At 42.8% G+C, this 23,850-nt stretch carries 19 protein-coding genes; 1 reads left to right on the top strand and 18 read right to left on the bottom strand.

From position 1 onward, the window contains the following. Positions 1-4 precede the first annotated feature (4 nt). The 13 genes from plsX to QZZ41_RS07745 form a co-directional block, all read right to left on the bottom strand. On the bottom strand, positions 5-1,012 hold the full coding sequence (plsX, locus tag QZZ41_RS07810; protein ID WP_295070111.1) for a phosphate acyltransferase PlsX: 1,008 nt from the start codon (positions 1,010-1,012) through the stop codon (positions 5-7). Then, positions 990-2,318 (bottom strand): methylenetetrahydrofolate--tRNA-(uracil(54)-C(5))-methyltransferase (FADH(2)-oxidizing) TrmFO, encoded by a 1,329-nt coding sequence (gene trmFO / locus QZZ41_RS07805; RefSeq protein ID WP_295070110.1) that lies wholly within the window; start codon positions 2,316-2,318, stop codon positions 990-992. Before trmFO ends, plsX begins: the two co-directional genes overlap by 23 nt. Continuing rightward, positions 2,315-4,396 (bottom strand): type I DNA topoisomerase, encoded by a 2,082-nt coding sequence (gene topA / locus QZZ41_RS07800; RefSeq protein WP_295070108.1) that lies wholly within the window; start codon positions 4,394-4,396, stop codon positions 2,315-2,317. Before topA ends, trmFO begins: the two co-directional genes overlap by 4 nt. 12 nt (positions 4,397-4,408) lie before the next feature. Next, positions 4,409-5,629: a DNA-processing protein DprA gene (dprA, locus tag QZZ41_RS07795; RefSeq protein WP_295070106.1), complete on the bottom strand. Its 1,221-nt coding sequence runs from the start codon at positions 5,627-5,629 to the stop codon at positions 4,409-4,411. Between the two features lie 38 nt (positions 5,630-5,667). Then, positions 5,668-6,450: an RNA methyltransferase gene (locus QZZ41_RS07790; protein WP_295070104.1), complete on the bottom strand. Its 783-nt coding sequence runs from the start codon at positions 6,448-6,450 to the stop codon at positions 5,668-5,670. Positions 6,451-6,591: 141 nt separating this feature from the next. Beyond that, on the bottom strand, positions 6,592-6,945 hold the full coding sequence (gene rplT, locus QZZ41_RS07785; RefSeq protein ID WP_019678114.1) for a 50S ribosomal protein L20: 354 nt from the start codon (positions 6,943-6,945) through the stop codon (positions 6,592-6,594). 70 nt (positions 6,946-7,015) lie between these two features. Beyond that, a complete protein-coding gene (rpmI, locus tag QZZ41_RS07780; RefSeq protein ID WP_019678115.1) occupies positions 7,016-7,219 on the bottom strand; it encodes a 50S ribosomal protein L35 in 204 nt (67 codons plus the stop codon). 13 nt (positions 7,220-7,232) lie between these two features. Beyond that, entirely contained in the window at positions 7,233-7,757 is a 525-nt protein-coding gene (gene infC, locus QZZ41_RS07775; protein WP_295070102.1) for a translation initiation factor IF-3, read from the bottom strand. Between the two features lie 234 nt (positions 7,758-7,991). Continuing rightward, a complete protein-coding gene (gene spoIIR / locus QZZ41_RS07770; RefSeq protein ID WP_295070100.1) occupies positions 7,992-8,642 on the bottom strand; it encodes a stage II sporulation protein R in 651 nt (216 codons plus the stop codon). Positions 8,643-8,772: 130 nt separating this feature from the next. Beyond that, on the bottom strand, positions 8,773-11,463 hold the full coding sequence (locus QZZ41_RS07765; protein ID WP_295070098.1) for a glycoside hydrolase family 9 protein: 2,691 nt from the start codon (positions 11,461-11,463) through the stop codon (positions 8,773-8,775). A gap of 40 nt (positions 11,464-11,503) precedes the next feature. After that, a complete protein-coding gene (locus tag QZZ41_RS07760) occupies positions 11,504-13,489 on the bottom strand; it encodes a glycosyl hydrolase (protein ID WP_295070096.1) in 1,986 nt (661 codons plus the stop codon). A 206-nt stretch (positions 13,490-13,695) separates the two neighbouring features. After that, positions 13,696-14,592, bottom strand: coding sequence for a leucine-rich repeat domain-containing protein (locus tag QZZ41_RS07755; RefSeq protein WP_295070094.1), 897 nt, complete (start codon positions 14,590-14,592; stop codon positions 13,696-13,698). A 318-nt stretch (positions 14,593-14,910) separates the two neighbouring features. Next, positions 14,911-16,437: a recombinase family protein gene (locus QZZ41_RS07745; protein ID WP_295066553.1), complete on the bottom strand. Its 1,527-nt coding sequence runs from the start codon at positions 16,435-16,437 to the stop codon at positions 14,911-14,913. Positions 16,438-16,938: 501 nt separating this feature from the next. Here QZZ41_RS07745 and QZZ41_RS07740 point away from each other — a divergent pair. After that, positions 16,939-18,216, top strand: coding sequence for a hypothetical protein (locus tag QZZ41_RS07740; RefSeq protein WP_295070092.1), 1,278 nt, complete (start codon positions 16,939-16,941; stop codon positions 18,214-18,216). A gap of 32 nt (positions 18,217-18,248) precedes the next feature. Here QZZ41_RS07740 and QZZ41_RS07735 read toward each other — a convergent pair whose 3' ends face one another. From QZZ41_RS07735 to QZZ41_RS07715, 5 genes are all read right to left on the bottom strand, one after another. Further along, on the bottom strand, positions 18,249-19,415 hold the full coding sequence (locus tag QZZ41_RS07735; RefSeq protein ID WP_295070090.1) for an ABC transporter permease: 1,167 nt from the start codon (positions 19,413-19,415) through the stop codon (positions 18,249-18,251). 2 nt (positions 19,416-19,417) lie between these two features. Continuing rightward, positions 19,418-20,197 carry an ABC transporter ATP-binding protein gene (locus tag QZZ41_RS07730; protein WP_295070088.1) on the bottom strand — a complete coding sequence of 260 codons (780 nt, stop codon included), beginning with the start codon at positions 20,195-20,197 and terminating at the stop codon, positions 19,418-19,420. Between the two features lie 106 nt (positions 20,198-20,303). Continuing rightward, positions 20,304-21,242 (bottom strand): sensor histidine kinase, encoded by a 939-nt coding sequence (locus QZZ41_RS07725; RefSeq protein WP_295070086.1) that lies wholly within the window; start codon positions 21,240-21,242, stop codon positions 20,304-20,306. Between the two features lie 368 nt (positions 21,243-21,610). After that, a complete protein-coding gene (locus QZZ41_RS07720) occupies positions 21,611-22,321 on the bottom strand; it encodes a LytTR family DNA-binding domain-containing protein (RefSeq protein WP_295070084.1) in 711 nt (236 codons plus the stop codon). Between the two features lie 466 nt (positions 22,322-22,787). Next, on the bottom strand, positions 22,788-23,777 hold the full coding sequence (locus QZZ41_RS07715; protein ID WP_295070082.1) for a DUF4003 family protein: 990 nt from the start codon (positions 23,775-23,777) through the stop codon (positions 22,788-22,790). Between the last annotated feature and the right edge of the window lie 73 nt (positions 23,778-23,850).

The following is a 23,850-nucleotide window of genomic DNA, read 5'->3' as shown; positions in this document are numbered from 1 at the left end:
TTTATCACTCCTTGTCCGCAGAAGCTGTACGAGCTACATAGCTCTCTATGACTCCTGCGACATCGCCCTCGACACAACGTTTTGCCTGTCTTACCGCATTGAAGAACGCTGTACCGTCAGAGCTTCCGTGTGCTTTTATTACGGGCTTCTTCACACCTAAAAGTGCGGAGCCGCCGACTTCCTTGTAATCCATCTGCTTGCGGAATGTCTTTATTTTACCAATTGAAAGTATTGCACCGATTTTTCCTGCGCCCGAGAATATCCACTTCATCTTCTTAGCAAAGAAGCTGCCCATGCCCTCATAGAGCTTGAGCGCGATATTTCCCGTAAAGCCGTCAGTAACTACGACCTGCACATTTCCCTGCGGCATCTCTCTTGCCTCGATATTTCCTGCAAAGTTAAGACCGCTTTTTTCAAGCAGCTTATACGCTTCTATTTCAAGGTCTCTGCCCTTTGTCTCCTCAGAGCCTATGTTAAGCAGTCCTACCTTCGGGTTCTTTATGCCCATTACCTTTTCCATGTACGCGCTGCCCATTACTGCAAACTGTACCAGCATCTCGGGGCGACATTCGGTATTTGCTCCTGCGTCGATAAGTACGAAATTGCCCTTATCTCCTGGAAGTACAGGTGAAGGTGCTATCCGCTTAATGCCTTTGATACGCTTGACGATGAAGGTCGCTCCCATTACAAGTGCTCCTGTGCTTCCTGCGGATACAAAGGCATCGCCCTTTCCCTCTGCAAGTAAGCTCAGACCAACTGCCATTGAGGAGTTTTTTCCTGATTTGATTATCTCCTTCGGTTCTTCATGTATATCAAAAACATCATCGGTATGAACTATTTCTATTCCGTTGAGACTTATGCCGTTTTTCTCGGCACAAGCCCTTATTTCCTTTTCGCGTCCTGTAAGTGTTATCTTAACTCCAAGCTCGCGGACTGCTCTTTCGCAGCCCTTTATTACTTCAAGAGGAGCGTTGTCTCCTCCGAATGCATCAACTATTACATTTACCGCCAATTCTTTCAAGCTCTCCTCTCAGCGAATTTACAGCGCGCTGTGCGTATGCACCGTAGCGTTCCTTTTTATCCTTTATCCTTACGCCGATATCGGGAAGTATCCCCATATTAGCTCCCATTGGCTGGAAATTTCCGCTGTTGAAAGGATCACTGACATAATGAGAAAGTGCTCCTGTCATGGTATCGAGCGGAAGCTTTACAGGCTCAAGTCCTTTCAGCCTGCGTGATGCAGCGATACCTGCTATAAGTCCGCTGGCTGCACTTTCCATATAGCCCTCAACTCCTGTTATCTGTCCTGCAAAGAATATCTCGGGACGGTTTCTCATTGAGAAATCAGAGTTAAGAAGCTCGGGACTGTTTATGAATGTGTTCCTGTGCATTACGCCATAGCGCATGAACTCGGCATTTTCAAGCCCGGGTATCATTGAGAATACTCTCTTCTGCTCACCGAATTTTAGGTTTGTCTGAAATCCCACAAGGTTGAAAAGTGTTCCCTCACGGTTCTCTTTTCTCAGCTGTACAACAGCGTAAGGTCTCCTGCCTGTACGCGGATCATCTATGCCCACAGGCTTCATAGGTCCGAAGCGCATAGTGTCAACACCTCGGGAAGCAAGCTCCTCAATAGGCATACAGCCCTCGTATACACTGAACGGGTGTGTCTCAAAGTCCTTGAGCTGTACCTTTTCCGCATTTATAAGAGCTTCGTGGAAAGCAAGGTATTCTTCCTTGTTCATGGGACAGTTAGCATAGTCCGCATCGCCTCTGTCATAGCGTGAAGCGTAAAATGCACTTTCCATATTTATGGTTTCAGCCGTAACGATAGGAGCTGCTGCGTCATAAAAGCTAAGTCCCTCGCCGCAGAGTCCGCGGATAATATCAGCCATAGCTCCCTGTGTAAGAGGTCCTGTAGCAATGATAGTCGTTCCCTCGGGAAGCTCTGTGACCTCGCCGCCTATGACCTCGATAAGAGGGTGGGACTTTATCTTTGCCGTAACTGCGTCCGAGAACTTCTCACGGTCTACAGCCAGTGCGCCGCCTGCTTCTACGGAATTCTCCTTTGCGCATGGCACTGTCAGCGAACCGAGAAGCTCCATTTCGTATTTGAGCAGTCCCGCAGCCGATTCAAGCCTTGCAGCTTTAAGGGAATTCGAGCATACAAGCTCCGCAAAGCCGCTGTACTTATGAGCAGGAGAATACTTTTCGGGTTTCATCTCATAAAGACGCACCCTTATGCCTGCTTCTGCCACAGCCCATGCCGCTTCACAGCCTGCAAGTCCTGCACCTATAACGTTAACGATATCGTTCATTTCTTAAGCTCTCTTTCATAGCCGCAGCCGTCATTCTCGCATACCAGCTTGCCCGACTTGCCGCCCTTCATAAACAGAGTCTTGCCGCACTGAGGACATATCTCCTTAGTAGGCACGTTCCATGTCATAAAGCTACAATCAGGGAATCCCTCGCAGCCATAGAAGCTTCTGCCCTTCTTTGACTTTTTCAGCAGCATCTTCTTTCCACATCTCGGACAAGTTCCGTCAGCCTCTGTAACAATCTTCTTTGTGTTCTTGCACTCGGGGAATCCCGGACAGGCAAGGAATTTACCGTACTTACTGTACTTGATGACCATGTTCCTGCCGCAAAGCTCGCAGACAACGTCGGTCTCTTCATCGGGAACTTTCACACGCTTGCCGTCCATAGCTTCTTCAGCCTTTTTCAAAGTTTTGGAAAAATCATCGTAAAACTCATGGAGGGTGCTTACCCAGTTCTTTGAGCCGTGCTCGACTTCATCGAGGTTGTTTTCCATTTCCGCTGTGAATTTAGCGTCAACTATCTTCTTGAAGTGATCCTTCATAAGCTCTGTGATAACTTCACCTAAGTTTGTAGGTTTCAGAGCCTTGCCCTCATGCTCGACATAGCGGCGTGAAGTTATAGTGGTTATAGTAGGAGCATAGGTACTTGGTCTGCCTATGCCGTTTTCTTCAAGTGCCTTGATAAGCGAAGCTTCCGTAAAGCGCGGAGGCGGCTGAGTGAAATGCTGATTTCCTGCTATGGATTTCAGTTTCAGCTTATCCTCTGCTTTAAGTTCGGGAAGCATCTTCTTGCTGCCCTCTTCGGAATCGTTCGACTCTACGTAAAGTGCCATAAATCCGTCAAACTTTACTGAATAGCCCGATGCTCTGAAAGTACAGCCGTTTGCTTCGATATCGGCAGATACCGTATCAAGGAGAGCATTTGCCATCTGACTTGCGATGAAACGCTCCCATATGAGCTTGTAGAGCTTATACTGGTCGGAGCTGAGGCTACTCTTTACTCTTTCGGGAGTAAGCTCTGGAGTTGAAGGACGTATTGCTTCGTGGGCGTCCTGAGCGTTGTTCTTGGTCTTGAAGTTTCTTGGCTCGGGGGGCAGATAGTCTTTGCCGTAAACTACTCCGATGTACTCGGCAGCAGCTGCCTTTGCCTCGTCTGATATACGCAGGCTGTCGGTTCTCATGTAAGTGATAAGACCTACTGCACCTACGCCCTCTACGTCAACACCTTCGTAAAGCTCCTGCGCAGCCTTCATGGTACGCTTTGCACTGAAGCTGAGCTTACGTGAGGCTTCCTGCTGTAAGGTAGATGTGATGAAAGGCGGTGCAGGCTGTTTCTTTGTGACACGCTTCTTTACAGATGTGACTGTGTACTCTGCATTTTCAAGTCTTGCAAGAAGGTTGTCAGCCTCTGCTTGATTTGGTATCTCAAGCTTTTCGCCGTCAACTGCTACAAGAGCAGCATCGAATACCTTTCTTGATGAAGGTGCTGTGAATTTTGCGTCTATAGACCAGTATTCCTTAGGCACGAAAGCGCGTATCTCGTTTTCGCGGTCAACTACAAGACGTACAGCTACAGACTGAACTCTGCCTGCCGAAAGTCCTCTTTTTACCTTTTTCCACAGGAACGGACTGAGCTCATAGCCCACAAGACGGTCGAGTATACGTCTTGCCTGCTGAGCGTTTACAAGGTCTACATCTATCTTATGCGGATTGCTCATACCGTTTTTAACGCCTGTCTTGGTGATCTCATTGAAAGCCACACGGTTATCTGCGTTCATATCCAGCTTGAGCATCTGCGCTATATGCCATGATATGGCTTCTCCCTCGCGGTCAGGGTCGGTTGCGAGATAAACTTTATCGCACTTCTTTGCGCGCTTTTTAAGCTCCTTGATAACGTCCTCCTTGCCCTTCATATCGGTATACTGAGGCTTGAAGTCGTTATCCTTGTCAACACCCATTTTTGACTTGGGAAGGTCACGGACATGACCCATTGAGGCAATTACCTCATAGCCCGGTCCGAGATATTTCTGAATGGTTTTCGCCTTTGCAGGCGACTCAACGATGACTAAATCTGACATTGATCTTTCCCCTTATCTTATAAGTTCATACATTTTTCCCGGAAGCGAACGTACTGTTCCGAATATTTCCAGTTCGGTGAGCTCAGTCATCAGCTCGCCTGTATCTATTTCAAGTAATGAAGCCAGTTCGTCCGCATGGAGCGGTCCGTTTTCAAGGGCTTCTGCTATTCTCCTCTGCTGCTCCGAAAGATCGTCAGGCAGCTGAGCTTTACTAATTTCACGCTTTGTCTGCTGCTCGTCAGAGATACCGTTGAGGACTTTCATCATCTCGGTCATCTCTTCGTTCGTCAGCGTTTTTGCCGCGTAATTCTCCGCAGCTCTTTTCGGCATTGCCTCAGCAGTATATTGCTTTTTCCTGAATGTTATACAGTCGATAACGTCGGAAGCACTGTACATTGGTATCGCACCGTCCCGCAGCAGCTTTATGTTGCCCACAAAGGCTTCGCTGAATATATCAGCAGGCGGCAGACACAGAACTTCCCGTCCCTGTCCTGCTGCAAGGTTTGCTGTAATAAGTGAACCGCTCCTTGTTCCTGCTTCAAAGACTACCACTGCTCTTCCGAGCGCAGCAAGTATCCTGTTTCTCTTTGGAAAATTAGGCGAGATCGGAGGTGTCCCTGGTGGGAATTCCGACACGAATACACCGCCTGCCGCAAGTATGGGATCTCTGTAAGCAAAATTCTGCTTTGGATAATCCACATCTACTCCGCAGCCCATTACGCATACCGTTGGTCTGCCTATCTCAGCCGCAGCCATACTGCAGGCAAGGTCTATGCCCATTGCAAAGCCGCTGATTATAACAGCTCCGCGGGCTGAAAGCTCAGAGCATATCTCCTTTGCGGCTTTAAGGCTGTAAGCTGTAGCTTTTCGCGTACCTACAGCCGTGACCGTAAGCTCGGTCTTTAGGCATGATATATTGCCCTTATAATAAAGTACAGACGGCGGATTATATATATGCTCAAGCTGTTTGGGATATTCGGGACTTGTGCAGGCGATAACTCCTATACCGCGCCTATTGCAGTTTGCAATAAAGCTCTCGGCATTTGAAAGAGGTATCTCCGCAGAATTTTTCAGTTCCTTTTCGTTAAGGCTGACTATGTTCTCATCAGAAGTGAGTGAAGCATATGCTTCCTCAGCTGTCTGGAAGAAGCTCATTATCTCCCATATACGGTGATTTCCAGTACCGAATACCATATTGAGCCAAAGCCAGTATTTTGTATCGTCCACAGTCATGCCTCCTTTATTAATGTATCAGTCCGAGCCGAGCAGTGTTACCTGCTGAGCTCCCACATAAGTATTCCTGCTGCCATTGCAGCATTAAGTGAATTGATATTTCCGTGCATAGGGATAATTACTTTTCTGCTGCAACGCTGTGCGATATCAGCAGGAAGTCCGTTCCCCTCATTGCCGATGAACACGGCATGTGCGCCCTCAAATTTACACTCTGTCACAGGCTGAGCGTCCTTGTCTATGACAGCGGCAGAAGTCGTAATGCCCGCAAGTTCCTCAAAAAGCTTATCCGCATCATTTTCTATGGCTATCTTCATTCTGAACACCGAACCCATAGTTGAACGTATCACCTTCGGGCTGTAAAGGTCACAGCTTCCCGACATTATAACACCGCTGATACCAAGTGCATCGGCAGTTCTGATCATCATACCAACGTTTCCGGGATCCTGTAATCCGAAGAGCACGAGATACTTGCCGTTTTCGGTGATAATGCTGCTGACGCTGCGCTGCACAGGTATCCTGCACATTGCAAAAACGCCCTGTGTACTGTCGGTAGAAGCTATCCTGTTTCCAAGCTCATTTGAAATGACAATTGTCCTTGTGTTTCTCAAATCAGCCTGTAAAAGTTCTTCACCGAAGCGTTCATACGCCTTTTGAGTGAGTATTAGCTGAGTTATGCCGCTTTCCTCTTTGAGAGCGTCCTCAACTATCCTTTGCCCCTCCAACACGAATAAGCCGTACTGAAGTCTTTCTTTTTTTGAGGAAGAAAGCTTCTGATACAGCTTGACAGTAGGATTATCTTTTGAAGTGATGATGTTTTCCAATAGTACAACACCGCCTTACAGAACTCATATACACGGCATGACGGACTGTATCTCAGCCACCGTCATGCACTGTGTACAATGGATTCTTTATTAACAAAAACACGCTCTTAAATTAATTAAGAAGCGTGTTTATTATATCAATTAAAGAGCAGCCTTTGCCTTGTCAGCAATTGCTGTGAAACCAGCTGCATCGTTGATAGCGATCTCAGAGAGCATCTTTCTGTTAAGAGAGATACCAGCCTTCTTGCAGCCGTTCATGAATGTAGAGTAGTTCATGCCGTTGAGCTTAGCAGCAGCTGAAATTCTTGTGATCCAGAGCTGTCTGAACTGTCTCTTCTTCTGCTTTCTTCCGATGTATGCATAGTTGCCTGACTTCATTACGGCCTGCTTAGCCATCTTGAAGTGCTTGCTCTTAGAACCCCAGTAGCCCTTAGCAAGCTTTAAAGTCTTGTTTCTTCTCTTACGAGTCATCATTGCACCTTTAATACGTGCCATAGTCTTTTACCTCCAAAATTAAAATTACGGGAATAGCCCAGTACCATGCGGATACGATATCCGCTTCCAATTACATATAAGGAACGAGCTTCTTAATTGTAGGTGCATTTGTGCAGTCAGCTACACCTGCGTTACGAGCGATTCTCTTGCGCTTAGTATCCTTCTGAGTAAGTCTGTGTCTCTTGTTTGTGTGCTGGTACTTTACCTTACCGCTTCCTGTAATCTTAAAACGCTTCTTTGCGCCCGAGTGAGTTTTAACCTTTACCTTTGCCATTATATGATCCTCCTTACTTAGCGGCCTTTGGGGAAACGAACATTACTATGCTGCGTCCCTCCATTTTAGCCGGCTTATCCACAGTGCCTGCCGCAGAAACTGCTTCCTTGAAACGATCAAGCAGTTCGTTTCCAAGTTCGGGATGTGCAATAGCTCTTTTACGGAATCTTACTGATACCTTGAGCTTGTCGCCGCCCTCTAAAAATTTGACAGCCTGATTTACCTTCGTTTCAAAGTCATGGGTATCTATTGTAGAGAACATTCTGATCTCCTTGATAGAAACTACCTTCTGATTTTTTCTTGCTTCCTTCTCACGTTTAGCCTGCTCGAAGCAATACTTTCCGTAATCCATGATACGGCATACGGGCGGTGTTGCCTGCGGAGCGATCTTTACGAGATCAAGATCCTGTTCGAAAGCCATCTGCTGTGCTTCTTTGGCGGATAAAACGCCGAGCTTTTTTCCTTCAGCGTCGATTACGAGAACTTCTTTATCTCTTATCTCTTCGTTGATCTGCAGTTCCTGTTTGCTAATAGTCAAGCACCTCCAAGCAAAATAATTTAAAAACAAAAATGAGTGCAGAAATTATCCGCACTCACCAATACACACTGAAAATCAAGCCGCAAATACGACCTGTTTACCATTATATATTGACCGTTTCAGCATAGCCCGACGGTGAGAACGCATAGTTCTGCTTTGTTTACTCAAATATTATACAACATATGGTCTGATATGTCAAGCGGTCGCATCATTTTTGTAGTCTTGCACAATAGTTCAGCTAAATACGCTTTTGATTTTATCCCATAAAGCAAATTTCAGCTTGTATTTCTTAGGTTTTTTTAGTATATCAAGCTCTTTTTCATCAAAGCTCTCTTCTTCTGCTGCCTTATCATCAGTCACGCTTTCCGCTTCGCTGTTCACTTCTTCTGTTTCAGCAGTCTTTTCACAGGCAGCAGGCAGACACAGAGGCGGATACATCACGCACCACCAGTTATGTCCGCGAGCATCACCTATCATTATGCGAAGTGCTCTGTAGTGTCCCGCAGGCATGGTGATATCACCATACACACGTTCATCAAAGTCCGCATCTGCAAGCTCTGCCGACACTTTGTCATTACAGCCGTTCCTGCGCAGGACACTTTCCGCCGTCCGAACTATCTCAGGCATTCTCACCTTTGCTATGCGTTCAGCTTCAGCAAGATCATTCGCACCGTTGAATATCCCTCTTTCAAGGAGCTCGTCACGCACCATAAGTTTAAGCTGCTGATCCTTTTCACTGTCGGAATTGGCAAGGATATGCAGCCGCAGCACACTGCCGCGGAGCTCTTCAAGTTTCAGCCCGTCGCTAATGAAGCTGCTCATATTTGAAATAAGTATGGTAAGTACAAGCCCTGCCGCCATTATCTTCCATGATGGCTTTTTCATTATATCACCTCATGGAAAGCATTGACCGTATCATCAATAATTATACAACATATCAGCCGATTCAGTCAAGTATTTTCATTATTGCCACATGATAACAGAAAAGCGGCTCAGATGAGCCGCTTTAAAGCTATTAAAGTGATTTTACCTTGCCAAGCAGGAATTCCTGAATTCTAAGTGCGTCGTTTGAAGTAACGCCCTTGCTGCTCTTGTCAACGTCAGCGTTTGCCTGTCCCTGATTGGAAATATGGTTCTTGTCTGAGCCATTTATTCCGTACTTGTCAGGATTTGCAAGTGACTGCATGATAAGAACGATATCAGACATATCTACCTGACCGTCGCAGTTAGCGTCGCCGGCCTTTGTTACCTTGACCTCATTCTCTTCAGAAACAGTAGTTGTTACCTTAGGAGCTGCTGTTGTTGTAGATGTAGAAGTAACTGTAACAGCCTTTGTGGTAGTTGTTGTTGTAACTACAGGCTTTGTTGTTGTAGTTGTCTTTGCAGGCTCCTTTTCAGCAGGCTTTGTACCGTCAGGCTCGATACCGCCTACGAGAACGCCGTCAGCATAAACACAGATGTAATCGCAACGCTCCTCAGGCGGATCATCAACTGCGAAGAAGTCTGTTTTCTTACCCATCTTAAGGTGCTCATAGCTCCAGTCATTTTCAGGATCCCATTTATATACTATATACTTATGTGTATCAGGATCTGTATATCCCTTTCCGTAGAAGCCAACTGAGAACTGGCTCTTCTTACCGGAGTTGATTATAGTGCAGTCTTCCCATGAAAGCTCAACATAGTAGATGCTGTCTGAATCCTTGTACTTCTTTAACGGACTTACTGTACACTTAGCACCTTCGATCTCCATTTCAGACTGATCGTAAAGCTTCTTTGTATCAATGATCGTCGGGTCAGAAACCTCTGAAGCATCAATGAAATATCTTACTGTGATGTTCTTTGCAGGAGTAGTTTCACCTGAAAGGACCTTCAGTGAAACCTCAACAGCACCTGTACCGTCGTCGTTGCGGCTGTCAAGACCGATAGCCTCGACCCAGTATCCGCTGCCGCCTTCGCCGCCTGCACCGCCGCCGTATACTCTCTTCTCATCCTCAGGAGGGAAGTTAGGAGTTATAGCCATATCCTCTGTGCCGAAGAAAGCATAAAGACCAGCAGCTGCACCCGGGAGACAAGCATTATAGTCGATAGTAACCTCGTTTTCTGTCCAATCCTTTGTAGCGTCATCATGACCGTCCTTATTGTCCGGACCACCTGCAAGAGCACCCCAGAGGATATGTCTCTGCTCACGCGCATCTTCAGCCATAAGAAGACCTGATGCTGCACGGTGATGAGGATTCTTTACTGATGTATCATTGTAACCTACAACGAAGCTTCTCGGACCGTGAGTACCATTCTTGCCTGCAAGAACAGAGTACTTAGCCTCTTCCTTATAAGTGATGTCATTCTTACCGAGAACATAGTCCATCTGCTTTTGTGCCCATTCAGCCCATTCGCCCGGCTTTCCGTCATTGGTATACTTATCGTGAACAAGACAGATAAGCTGCATAGCTGTGTTGTAACGGCAGCTGCCCCACTGGTTGAGCCATGCGAAGCCCTGAGGTGTTTCCTTCTGCTTCCATGCATTGAGACACTTGCCTACACAGTCATCGTCCCAGAAGTTGTCAAAAACATACTGGTTCTTGCCCTGAGCATCTCTGATCTTCTGAACAAGGTCGAGCTCTGGGTGTTCCTGATTTACAACAGCCCACATAACGCCTGCACCGCTCCACATATCGTTCCAGCAGTAGCACCAGCCTGAAGGAGCATAGTAATCGAATATCTCTACAGCGTAATCAAACACACTTTCATCGCCTGTTGCAAGGTACATCCATGCAGCAGCCCAGCAATAGTCGTCCTCCCACTTTGAAGAACCATAGAACTGACCGGGGCCGTCACCATTATCTGAAAGCTCCTTAGGATTGTCATTAGCAAATTTCCAGAGAGCCTTTGCGTATTTCAGTGACTGTGCAGCATAATCAGCATCAGTATCCTTAAAGTTAAGGTAATTGATAGCCAGCGAAGCACATGCCGATACAACATAGTCTGTCTGAGGCTTTTCTGCTGTCAGGAAAAATGCAGGACGAGGCATAGTATCAACCTCCGGGCTGTTCCAGATAGCATGGTCGATATTACCATCGCCGACCTGATAGCAGTGTGCGATAACTGTACCATTATCGTCAAGGAATGTACACTTCATAAGATAGTCATTGAAATGACGGAGAATAGTCTCCATATGATCTTCCAGTTTGAGCTTCTTGAACGAATCACGGAATTCATAGTAATCCCAGCCAAGTGTAGCTGCTGAATAGTTTTCAGGCATACCAAATTCAACGTGGTCACCTGCATCGTGGAAACCGCCTGCAACGTCGATAGTGCCGTCGCCGTCAGGATCGAGAACATCCTTGTATTTTTCCATGAATGAAGCTGAAAGGTTAGTACCGCCCTTACTGCTGTTATTTGTAAGTCCGTCCCATGGGATCATAGGAACATGAGCGTCATATGTGTGGCAGCTGCCGCGCCATGAGAGTTTGTTCTCATTTTCTTTGAACTCTCCGCACATATTTGCGTCATAGAAATAGAGCGAATACTGAAGTGCACGCGCATAGTCGATATCAAGACCTGAGTCCTGGACTATCTCGCTGATAGGTGCGCAGAATTCCTGTACAGGCTCTGAATCAGCCGCATTTACAGGAACAGCTGCACAAAGTGATGTTGCAGCAGTAACGATACTCAATACTGCCGCAGTCAGTTTTTTGTGATTCATCATATTTTCCTCCCTTTTAATGTGAATCATTTTTTATTTTTATTTAATCCCACTTTGAAAGACCGAGAAGATACTTCTGTATCTCCAGAGCGTCATTTGAAGTGAGTCCCTTACTGCTTGTTTCCACATCTCCGTTTATTTTTCCCTGTTCAGTGATATGAAACATATCAGTACCTTTTTCACCGTATTTATCGGGATTTGCAAGAGACTGCATTATGATAACCGCATCAGACATATCAACATTGCCGTCGCAGTTGGCATCGCCTTTTTTATAGTTATTTGAAAACGTTGAAGAAGTCGTTGCATTTGTCTCAGCATTTGACGTGGTAGAAGTTGTGACTTTAGTCGTCGTCGAAGTTTTTGACGCTGAAGTGGTCGTGACTTTAGTCGTTGAAGTAGTCACGGACTTGGTCGTAACTGTAGTAGTTACAGTTTCCTGACTGCCATTTATAGGATATGTTTTTAGGTCAGGAAGCTCATCAAGAGTGATGCAGTAATCACTCTGATATACCTCTATGAGATTGTCCACAGGGTTGTTCTGCTCACTGGTGAGGTAATTCATATACCACGGACAGAAATACAGCCATGCAGCCTTATCGTTCACAAGGTTTTCAAGTGAAGGTATGGAATCGTTCTCGGACATAGTCACCATTTTCTGACAGTCCGTACCCTGTACAAGGCTGTAGAACGTGGACGATATAGAGCTGAGATTAGCTATGCCGTCAGCGCAGTTATACTTATCGTAGCCAACAATATCCACAACATCATCACCCGGATACCAGTCGGCAGCCGCAGGTGAAGTCGAGCCTGTCCATATCCAGATAAGGTTGTCCAGACCGTAAACATTCGTGAGCTGATCGTAGAGCAGACGGTAGAGCTTCTTGCACGGCTCTGCGCCCTCAGCTCCCCACCAGAACCAGCCGCCCTCGGCTTCGTGGAGAGGTCTCCAGAGTACAGGCACATCTGCGTCCTTGAGCTTTTTCAGCTCGCCTGCGATAAGCTCGATATCAGCCATAACGACTTCATTTTCCCATGTTCCCTCTGTGACCGCATTTTTACAGCTGAACGTTGTGAACTTGGGATTTGCTGACTCTACATAGAAAGCGATATCATCGCTTCCCTTTTCGCAGGGCACGTTCCAGTGCCATGAAACAGTTGCGATACCGTGATACTTGTTTACCCATTCTATAACTCGCTCAGGAGCATGATCACGCCACTCGGAAGAGGTATTGTACGCAAGGAAATCTATTCCGCGTATAGCAGGCTGTTTGCCTGTCTTTTCCTCTATGTATTCAAACTCGGCTTCATTGTCCTTGATGAATACATCGGGGCTGTTCCAGAGGTTATAGTTGTGGTCTCCGCAGTATTCCTGCTGACCTGATATGATGTGCTTTCCATACTGGTCGCAGAGATAATTGTAAAGACGCTTTGTGGTATCAGAAGCCTTGGGATTTGAAAGCTCCCTTGTAGGCGAAAGATTGGTGAGCTTTTCGGGAGCAGCCTTCAATGTGAGATAATCGAAGAAGGTATAGCCCCAGTATGCTTTCAGCTCGATAGTGTTCTTTCCCTTTTTAAGGTTCACCACACCGCCAGAAGTCTCTGCAAATGTCTTGGTGTACGGGCAGGTAAGCTCGCCCTGATTTACTCCGTTGACGTTGAGATACTGGACTTTCTTGTTTGGGTCACTTGGTTCACAGTAACCAATGTTAAGCTCGTAGAGTCCTGCCTCAGGAACATCTACGTCTACGCTGAGGGTTGTGCCCTTCTGATCGAGATAAGCAAATCCCTTGCCCGAGAATCCGCTCAGGTCTGTGCCTTCCGGGAAATCGCTCATCTTTACATCGGAAGCTCCATCAGCGTGGATCTTTCCTCCGCTTGTTTTGCCGTCCTCGAATTCGTATTTGAGGACCTCATCGGCAGCAAGAACTGCCGATGGCTTTGCCAGAGCTGAAGGAAAACTCATCGCCGCCGACGCGATGAACGCAGCTGCAACAGTGCACGCAGCGCGCTTCATGTTTTCTTTTTTCAATTTGATCCCTCCAGATCGTGTGTATTAAATTATTTGCTTTAAGCCTATAATTTAAGTGCCTATCCTTATTTATCAGCTTAACGCAATTATACACATATATGATAACACATTTTTTCTGAAATTGCAAGGGATTTCATAAAACATTACTAATATTAGCCGATTATCCAAAAAGCGCAATTTATGGTCAGACCGTTCTGAAACAGCAATTATTTAAGCTTTTTCCTCCTATCTTCGTTAAATGATATTATCACAACTATGGCTGTAAGCACTCCAAATATGCCGAGCCCGAGCCAGCTCACCCATTCGGGTGCTTTCACGCTTTTCTCAGCGTCTGCAACCTGTGCAAAAGCATCAGCCGTTTCATGTAATTCTGCAAATCCGAGACCGTTTTCCTTTGCATATCGTTCCACCGCCGACTCGCTGTCACCTACTATCGTCATATCTGTTTTTACTGTCATCTTATTGCCGTCACAGTCATACCCGAATGCCTGCTCACCTATATCGTAGCAGGTTTTGGGCAATACCGCGCTCGAAAGCTTTCCGCACATATAAAATGCCATTTCTCCCACAGCTAAAAGGCTCTCGCCCAGCTCTGCGCTGCACAGGTCAGTACAGCCTGCAAAAGCAAATTTTTCGATTATTTTTGTCCCATGCGGCAGACTTATTTCACTAAGAGACGTACAGGCACGAAAGCAGGAATCGGAGATAATATCAAGGGTTTCGGGGAGTTCTATCTCCTTTAGTGCCCCGCAGCCACAGAAGCAGCCCATGCCTATCTCTTCAAGCTCCGCAGGGAGCCTTATGCTTTCAAGCTCATAACAGGCATAAAAGCTGTGATGCCCTATTTTCAGCACTGTGTCAGGCAGTACAGCCTCTTTCAGCGAATGACAGTTATAGAATGCGTTGTCCCTCACCTCAATAACGGGGCATCCCTCAATATATTCGGGTATCTCAATGTATTCAGGTTCGCCATTATATCCGACTACCGTAACTTCTCCGTCTATGATAGTGTATTCGTAGCCGCTGCTTTCTGCCGCAGCAGTTCCTTTGTCCGCTGATATCAGCATTATAAATGCCGCAGCAGCAAGTATGATCTTTTTCATACCTATCCCTCCTTTATGTCCAGTATAACATCTGCAATGTACAGCCGAAAGTTCTTTTTCATGTCAAAATATCCGATTTCCCGATGCTTTTCATCCACATCACATTTTAACCCGTGATAAATGACTGCTGTCGCTGACTTCTTTTGTCGGATATTCCCGTAATATTTCCATAAAAAAGGCTTCCGAAAATATCGGAAGCCTTATACGTTCATCTTTTGCCGCAGTTTTTATCAAAGGAAGGATTGCAGGCATAGAAGTTTTTAGAGTCAAGATTATCCTGTGCTATGCGAAGTGCTTCGCCGTTTCGTTCAAGAGAACTCATATTCTCCACTGAATGATTATTTTTTCACTTGTAGCATATATGATGCGGATAAGTATATCTGCCACCTGACGTTTATCGTCAAAGCTCAGCTCGTCCCACATCGCTGAATGATAGTCTATCGTGCAGTCAGGAATACACTTTTCCGAACCGAGCTTCTTCACGCGCTGATATATTTCGTTTTTCCGACTGTCAAGAGCGGAAATACGCTGGTTTATGTACTGAAAAAGCACGTTATCAGCATTGGCGACTTTTTCGAGAAGTCCGTTTATCTCCTTGTCTGTCTCAGCAAGCTCATTCTCCAGCATAGCAAGTTCACTATCGGGAGCACTTTTTTTCGACGGTGAAAGCTTTCCCAGCTCAGTCAGCCTTTCGTTTATCTCATCACACACAAGCTTTTCTATCGCAGCAGTATACAGCGTACCTGCCCCTTTACAGCATTTTGTACCGAGCCTGTTTGAGCAGATGAGGTAACGCCGCCGCCCGTTGTCGAACTGCTTTGCAGTAAGAGCATAGCCGCACTCTCCGCACTTTATCTTGCCGCACAGCCATGAATTTCTCGCCTTCTGCAAAGGTATGATCTGCGCTCTCCCCATGCACTTTTTACGGCATTTCAGCCATAATGCCGAGTCCACTATCCCCTTGTGCGGAGCAAGAACTATCTGCTTGCCTTCAATTTCTGTGATTTTTTTCCTTTTATCTGAACGGCTTTTGTAGCAGTAGCAGCCGTTGACTCCGATATAATCCGAGGGCAGATTCACAAGCACTGCACCATGCTCCTTGAAGAAATCATACACATCAGAGTCAGCCTTTACGTATATGGGATTTAGGATAAGCTCCCTTATCCGCTGTCTTACCCAGTCTTTTCCGCGCTTTTTTATCCCAAGCTCATTCATTCTGTCAATGATATCACCGTATGAAGTCTGCGGCTGAGAGTACATCTCAAACATCATGCGGACGACATTTTCTTCATCGGGTATCGGCTCATACATTGAAGTATGCACCCCGTCAATTACAGCAGGCACTTTTCTGTACCCGTAGGGTATAGCTCCTCCCATGTAAAAGCTTTTCTGACTCCGTGAAAAATATGCGTCAGCAACTCGCTTCTGTATAGTTTCGCGTTCAAGCTGTGCAAATACGATACAGATATTCAGCATTGCATTTCCCATTGGCGAGGAAGTGTCAAACTTTTCCGTTGCAGAAACGAACTGCACACCGTATTTGCCGAACATTTCCATCATCGCCGAAAAATCAAGTATTGAACGGCTTATGCGGTCGAGCTTATAAACAATGACCGTATTTATCTCACCGAGCCTTATATCGTTCATCATCTGTGCGAACTCGGGACGGTTCGTATCCTTGCCGCTGTAACCGCGGTCTATATACGTCCTGAAAGTCTCACCTCTTGCTTCATATTTGCATAGTTCTATCTGATGTTCTATGGAGATGCTGTCCGCACGATCAACAGATTGTCTTGCATAGATAGCTACGATAATATCAGCTCCTTTCAGAACTGTCCGCTGCACTGCTTTGCCGCAGCGCAAACACTGTATTTATTTTTTATCACTGTTTTTCACGTACTTTGAGAAAACTCCGTACAGCTCCGCTTTCGCAGCCTTTAACTTTTTATGGTCATTTTTATCAGGGAAGAGATTTTCAACAACCATGTTCCCCTTTTCCGTTATTACAGTTTTCTCCTGCGAATGATGACCTGATCTGCTTAACTCTGCAATAGAAATCGCCTCCGTTATATTCTATTGCAGTATCACTTGTCCGAATACTTAAAAACCATATTTTTTGATAATAGGATCATGCAGCCAAAAACGGCATTTCTGTGATAAGGTGATATGTATTGTATTGAACGCGATCATTTCTTTTTCAAGGATCATATATAAAATTACATACGAATATCATTGGGCAAATATGAGTTCAAATATGCGAAATAAATGAGTCACAAAAAAGTCTTGACTTTTTGCGGAGTATGATATAAAATATATCCATTATATTTGATATAGGGGGGTTATATTATGCCACATTCATCTGGCGGAGGTTCTCACGGCGGCGGCTCACACGGCGGTCACGGAGGCTCTCACAGCAGCAGTTCCAGAACAAGGACAAGCAGCAGACCATTCCACAATTCTCGCAGGTATGTATATTACCATCGTAACCAGCCGAGGTACTTCTATGCAGGCTCGGATTTCAAACCCGGCTTCTCTTTCGCAACTGTATTTGCGATATTGATATACCTGCCTTTCCTATGGGTAAGTATATCAGGTATCATCAAGGCTGTACCGCACATACCAAAGTACAGCGACCACACCATAATCATCAAAGATGAAGCAGATGCTATCGATGACGAAAGCGAGGTAATGAAGGAACTCAAGGCTTTCCAGAAAAAAACTGATATCACACCTGCCGTTATCACTATCTATAACGACGACTGGAAAAAAACCTACTCCTCACTGGAAGACTATGCATACAACAGGTATCTTTCCGAATTCAATGACGAAATGCACTGGCTCATAATATATTCTCAGCCGCATGATAAAGCCAATCATTCCAGCGACTGGTACTGGGAGGGTATGCAGGGAGATAATACCGACAGTGTACTCACAGAACAAACAGCAGCACAGTTCAATTCAGCTTTTCATTCTTATCTGTATGATAAAAACGATTTAGACGAGTCACTCATAAGCTCATTCCGTTATTTAACGGATAATATTTCCATGAAGCCTGATATGCACCAGCTCGGACCTATGCTTTTCATGCTGGGCTTTGTGCTGCTCCATGCATTTTTAATGCTTTATCCGTCATTCAAGTACAGGAAAGCACAACCTGCACCTCTTGATACCGACAGCAATACATACGGCGGAAGCAGCTCGTACGGCAACAGGAATACTTACGGTAACAGCTATAATTCCACACCATATTCATCAAACAGAAGCAATATCAGCGTCAATAACAATGTAAGCAAGAACAATAACACCCAGCCTTTAGACCCACAGACCATACGCAGACAGCGTATAAACGAATCTGGCAAGAATTACACTTATTCCGATTACAAGGCTGACAAAAAAGAACGCGATACAGAGTTCAATTCGTTCATTGACCAGTACAAACAGATGATGCCCGAAAACAGTAAGAACGAAAGCGATATGATGCCGTCACTTGATAGTTTCCCCACAACATCAGCAACTTACGATAATGCTACAGACAGCTCAGGCAGCACAGTTACCTGTCAGTACTGCGGAAACATATTTGCATCAAAATACAACAAATGTCCGTTCTGCAACGCAAGAAGATAAAAAAATGCACGCTTTACAGCGTGCATTTTTTATTAACCGTTTACTATCTTTTCTCTGTTGAAAAGCTTACCAATAAAGAATATTCCAAATAATGCAACAGCAACATTTACTCCGAATGTTATACCTGCATTTGTCCATGAATAATTAAGCTTGATTCCGTCCTGAAGAAGCTTTACTGAATTCCATACAGGAATAACATAGTTTGTTGTTCCAAGATTCTCAACGTGTGCTGCAAAGCTTTCTGTCGAGCACATCAGTGAAGGAATCATTACTACAAGCAGAATTATCGGTGAAAGTGTTGTTGCCTGCTTTGTATCCTTTGCCACTGTTGAAATTATAAGCAGTATTACTGCACATACAAATGAACCTGTTACTACTGCTCCTAACAGTACACCATAATCTGGTATGCTGTAGCTTGTTTTTTCTGCTATCTTTAATGCATCGGCAAACTTTGGAAGTGAGATCGCCATTCCTATGAATGCTGAACAGCTTGCGATTATTGCTACTACAAGTATCGATATCGACTTTCCTGCTGCAAGACTTTCTCTCTTGATAGGTGTTACAAGCAATGTATTGAGGAAGCCTTTTTCCTTATCACCTGCAATAGAGTTTGCTGCAAGGCTCATACAAACCATATACACTGCCATGAATACAATGAGCGGGATTATTCCACCAAGGAGATTTCTCAGCATTGATGCCTTGTCTATAAGGTCATAATCTGTATCAGTCGATTCATTGAATGTAAATATTCTCGGCTGCATAGTAGTAAACATCACTGTAGCCTTTGAATAAAGTTCCATTGACGACTTCTTGTCAGAATTATAGAAGATATCTATATTTGACAGTGTTGATGAACCCGGTTCATCCATTTTGAAATCTTCTGGGAATACCATGATCATGTCTGCTTCTTTACTCTTGACCTGATCCTTGTATTTCTCAATATCTTTATCAGGTGCAGGCTTTATGCCAAGCTCATCAAGTACAGTCTTGAATTCATCAGGTGCATTCATACTGTAAGCAATAACTGTTTCGTTTTTCTTCGGTGCTTTATCATCTGCAATATTTGACCAAGTTGCCGCCATAAGCATGCCATAACCAAATACTATGGCAAAAGGAAGGATAAACATCTGAAGCAGTATTGCTTTATCGCTAAAAAATGCTTTTAATTCTTTTTTTGCAACTGTAATAATATCTCTCATGATCACACCTCATCTTTTCCGCCGTTAATGCTTGTATATATTTCATAGAACGCCTCTTCAAGCGAGCGTCCCTGCATGAGGTTTTCGAGAGTATCATCTGCAACTATTCTTCCGTCCATTATCATGGCTGCCCTGTCACAGACCTTCTCTACAAGATCAAACAAATGAGTTGAGATTATCATACATTTGCCTGCTTTTTTCATATTCAGTATGAACTCACGGACTACACGTGATGCAATGATATCAAGTCCGTTTGTGGGCTCATCGAATATAATGAACTTCGGATCATGTATAACCGATATTACCAGTGAGACTTTCTGTCTCTGTCCCTGTGAGAGCTTTGATATCATAGTATCGGCATACTTGTTTATACCGAACTCTTCAAAAAGCTCTTTTTTACGCTTTTCAGCCTTATCCTTCGGAACATGATAAAGCTCTGCAAAGAAATCGTACATTAGATTTGGTGTTGATTTCATATCAGGCTTTAAGTCCGTAGTAAGGAATGCAAGCTCTGAACGTATCTTTTCAGGAGTCTTTACTGCACTGACGTCGTTATAAAGTGCATCTCCGCTGTCAGGCTTGATAAGTGTTGCAAGCATACGCATTGTCGTTGTCTTGCCTGCGCCGTTCGGTCCCAGAAGTCCGAACACTTCTCCTGATCTTGCAGTAAAGCTTATTCCGTTTACTGCTATCTTATTTTTTTCATTTGTTCCAAGAGCTTTTCTTTGTTTGTCACTTAGTGCGAATGTTTTTACGAGATTTTCTGCTTTTAGTACTTCCATTATTTTTCTCTGTTTCCTCCTTGGAATAATTTTATAGCTTTATTCATATCTTAAGAAAACAGCAACAAACATAAGCTGCTGTTTTTTAAATAAAACCCTTTTGAGATTATGCAGACTGTTCTGCATATGTCTGTTCAAGCATAAGCTGAACTTCAATAGTAAACTGCCCGTTATCTGTAGATATCTCAGCAGTACCGCCGTGTTTCTCGGCAGTATGAACTATGTTCGCAACGCCGAATCCGTGATGCTCCTTATCAGCCTTTGAAGTAACGACCTTATTCTTTCCCTTGAATTTAACTTCCTCAAACATAGGATTAGAAACTCTCAGGAAAAAATATCCCTGTCTGAAATCAGAATCTACTTTTATGATCTTTTCATTTTCAGACTCATCCTTTGAACAAGCCTCGATAGCATTATCAATGGCATTAGCCATGATTATACAAAGATCTGCATTACTTATACCTGATGAAGGAACAACACCGTCAAAATCAAGTTTTGTTCTGACCTTTCCAGCTTTATCGCTCTTATCATCAAGTAGCGCATCAATGATAACATTTCCTGTGTGATACTTGTTCTTTCCCACAGAAGACATATCCTGCATGGTGTTCATATACTCCAGAGCCTCATCCTTTTTGTCTGCGGCAATAAGACCTCTCAGACAAAGCACATGATTCTTATAATCATGTCTGAAGCTTCTGAATTCACCATATATTTTATTTATCTTCTCGTAATATCCGATCTGTCCTTCCATCTGCTTTGAAAGCAGATCTACAGCGGATTTCTTTTCGTTTTCAGATATACCGATCCTGATGATAGCTATAGTCGATATAACTAATCCTATCATAGACGGAAGCAGTAAATACTTAATAAATACTTCATTATTAGGTCTTGTAGCTCCCATTACAAACATTGAAGCTATAAGTAACATTACAAGTATTAATATGTAAAGTTTTCTTGGAAGAGACATAATAAGCTGTTTATAAATTTCTTCCTTTTTTCCTTTTTTTATATAAACCAATAAAATTGCAAGTACAATAACTTCCAAAAACATAGCCACCATGCTTTTGTTCAATCTTTTGAATAAATATAATGTTAAATTAGAATAGATTTGATTCGTTGTAAATGTTACTAAAAAGACATATAGTACTTTAATATTAAAATTCCAAAACACTACAGAATATAAAACTAACCTTGCAATCAAAAAATATATTTTTATAGGATATCTAAAAATTCCTACATTAAACTTATAAATAACTATAATTATTGGAATCATTGTTATTATTAGCATTAATACAGCTAAAACTTTACTTTTTATTTTACAGTTTCCAATACATCCAACCATTTGAATGATCAATGCATCAAGTAAAAAATATGCTATACAAGTTAATACTACATTAACAACTAACAAATTACTCACCTCTTATCAAAATTATAGCGTTTCACATAATCTGTAAATGCCTTTTTAAATGGCGTAAGCTTTAATTTACTGATAAGAGCACGCTCTTTATTATCGAATAATATATCCGTAGAGGTATGCGAAACTATATGCTTGAATCCAACAAGGTAAGTACGATGGCTTCTGAAGAACTTCTCTTCAGGAAGCTGTTTCTCAATATCAGATAAAGTGTTTTTATACAGTATATTATCTTCAACAGTTCTTATATAGCAGTATTTGTCCGCTGCCTCAATATAAATTATATCATCGATATTCAGTCTCTTGTTATCATCCTCTGTCTTTATTAATACAAAATTACTGTCATCAAGACTTGCCAGGTAATCATCCATAGCCGATGACAGTTTTTCCATATCTATCGGCTTTACAAGGAAACGAAAAGTATTTACTTCAAATGTATCAAAAACTATGTTTTTGAAACTTGTAAGAAATATTATTGTCGTCTTAATATTTTTCTTTCTTATTCGTCTTGAAGTTTCAAGTCCGTCCAGATCATCCATCTGATAATCCATGAATATAATATCATATTCTATATCACTGGCTATAAGATCTGCCCCTTTTAAGTAATCATCATAAACTATTATCAAATGCCTTTTAAGAGCATACTCCTCAAGATTTTTTTTCAGATCATCATGTAAAGGCATCTGATCATCACAAATTGCAATCCTCATATCATTAATACCCAATATACAGCGATTTTATGCGGTATATCATTCTCCTTTCTATTTACTTATATGCTGTGATATGTTAATAACACACTTTTTCTGTGAATGTTGAACAACCATTTACTCCAAAAATTATCCTGTTCGCTCTGTTTTTATAGTTAATTTTACCTGTTCGGACTATAATAAGATCAATGAAACGGAACCGTAAAAAACAACGAAAGGATGAAAAATATGTTTTGGGACTGGTTTGATTTCTAATTCAAAAATAATCAATGCATATCAATACTTAGTTAAAGTTTATCAAAAATTAGTAAGAAAAAAACAATGAAAGGATACGGAAAAATGTTCTGGGACTGGTTTGATTTCTAATTCAAAAATAATCAATGCATATCAATACTTATTTAAAATTATGAACAATAACACTTATAACAGATTGTAAAAATAAATCCCCTACTCTTGTACATAAAATTACTTAATATGATGAAGTAGCCGTTAAAGCCGAAGTAGCTGCAGTTGAAGTAATAATCGCACATAAAGCAGCTTGCTGAGCTGCAACAATAGCAATCGTGCTCGTACTTACTGCAGCAGAAGATATAATTGAATTCGAATAGACATTTGAAACTAACATAGCTGCATTCATAAACCGTGATTTCTGATCGAAACCAAATACACCTTTATATGGCTTCTGTTTTGAAAGAAACTCATCTACTTCCTTAATATTATCTATTATCTCATTCATATCAGCGTCAATGATTGAAAGAGAGGCTAAAGTAGTAAAAGCACGATCTTTACTGTATTTTAATCCAGAAGAGTTTATAGCTTCTATAAACTTTTTAAAATATTCACTTTTCTCTGCTGGCGACTTATTAGAAAACGCCAATATATGTGATACAGATTGAATAACATTATTTGAAGCCAATGGCTTTAATATTTTATAACTTTCTTCCATATCTACTATTAGCTGATCAGTAGATTTTTCAGACAAAACCAGAAGAATTGCAAATATAACATCTTCAGACGAAGTAAGGAGCGGATGCTCCTTTTTTATTTTTTTGTATAACTCTTTGCCCTTTGAAATAATATTGACTACTTTTTCATCATCAAAGAGTTCTGATAAAATTATCGATATAACCGTCAAATAAGAAGAAGAAGAAAATTCTTTTTTCAAAAGATCATAATTGGTAGTCATTTTTTTTATAACTTTTTCAGAATTATCACTGACAGCAATAATTGAAGCAATGTATGCCTTAACTAATCCTCTGAAATTAGAAAATGCGCTTATGTTTTCCTTAAGGATCTTATTACTCTGTATGAGTTCATCTTCAGAAATGATCCTATTATGGGTACAAAACACATTTGCGCATATGGGATAAATATATTCACTTTCATGCTTAAATACAGACTTCACCGTATTATAATTAACAATATAATTATTGCAAATATCATTCATGTTAGTTTTCATAATATAATTCTCCTATATTTTCTGCATATGTTTGTTTAACAAATTGTGTAGTCTATTTAAATATAATTTATTA

The organism is Ruminococcus sp. (assembly GCF_016283395.1).
This window is presented reverse-complemented; position numbering and strand designations above follow the sequence as displayed.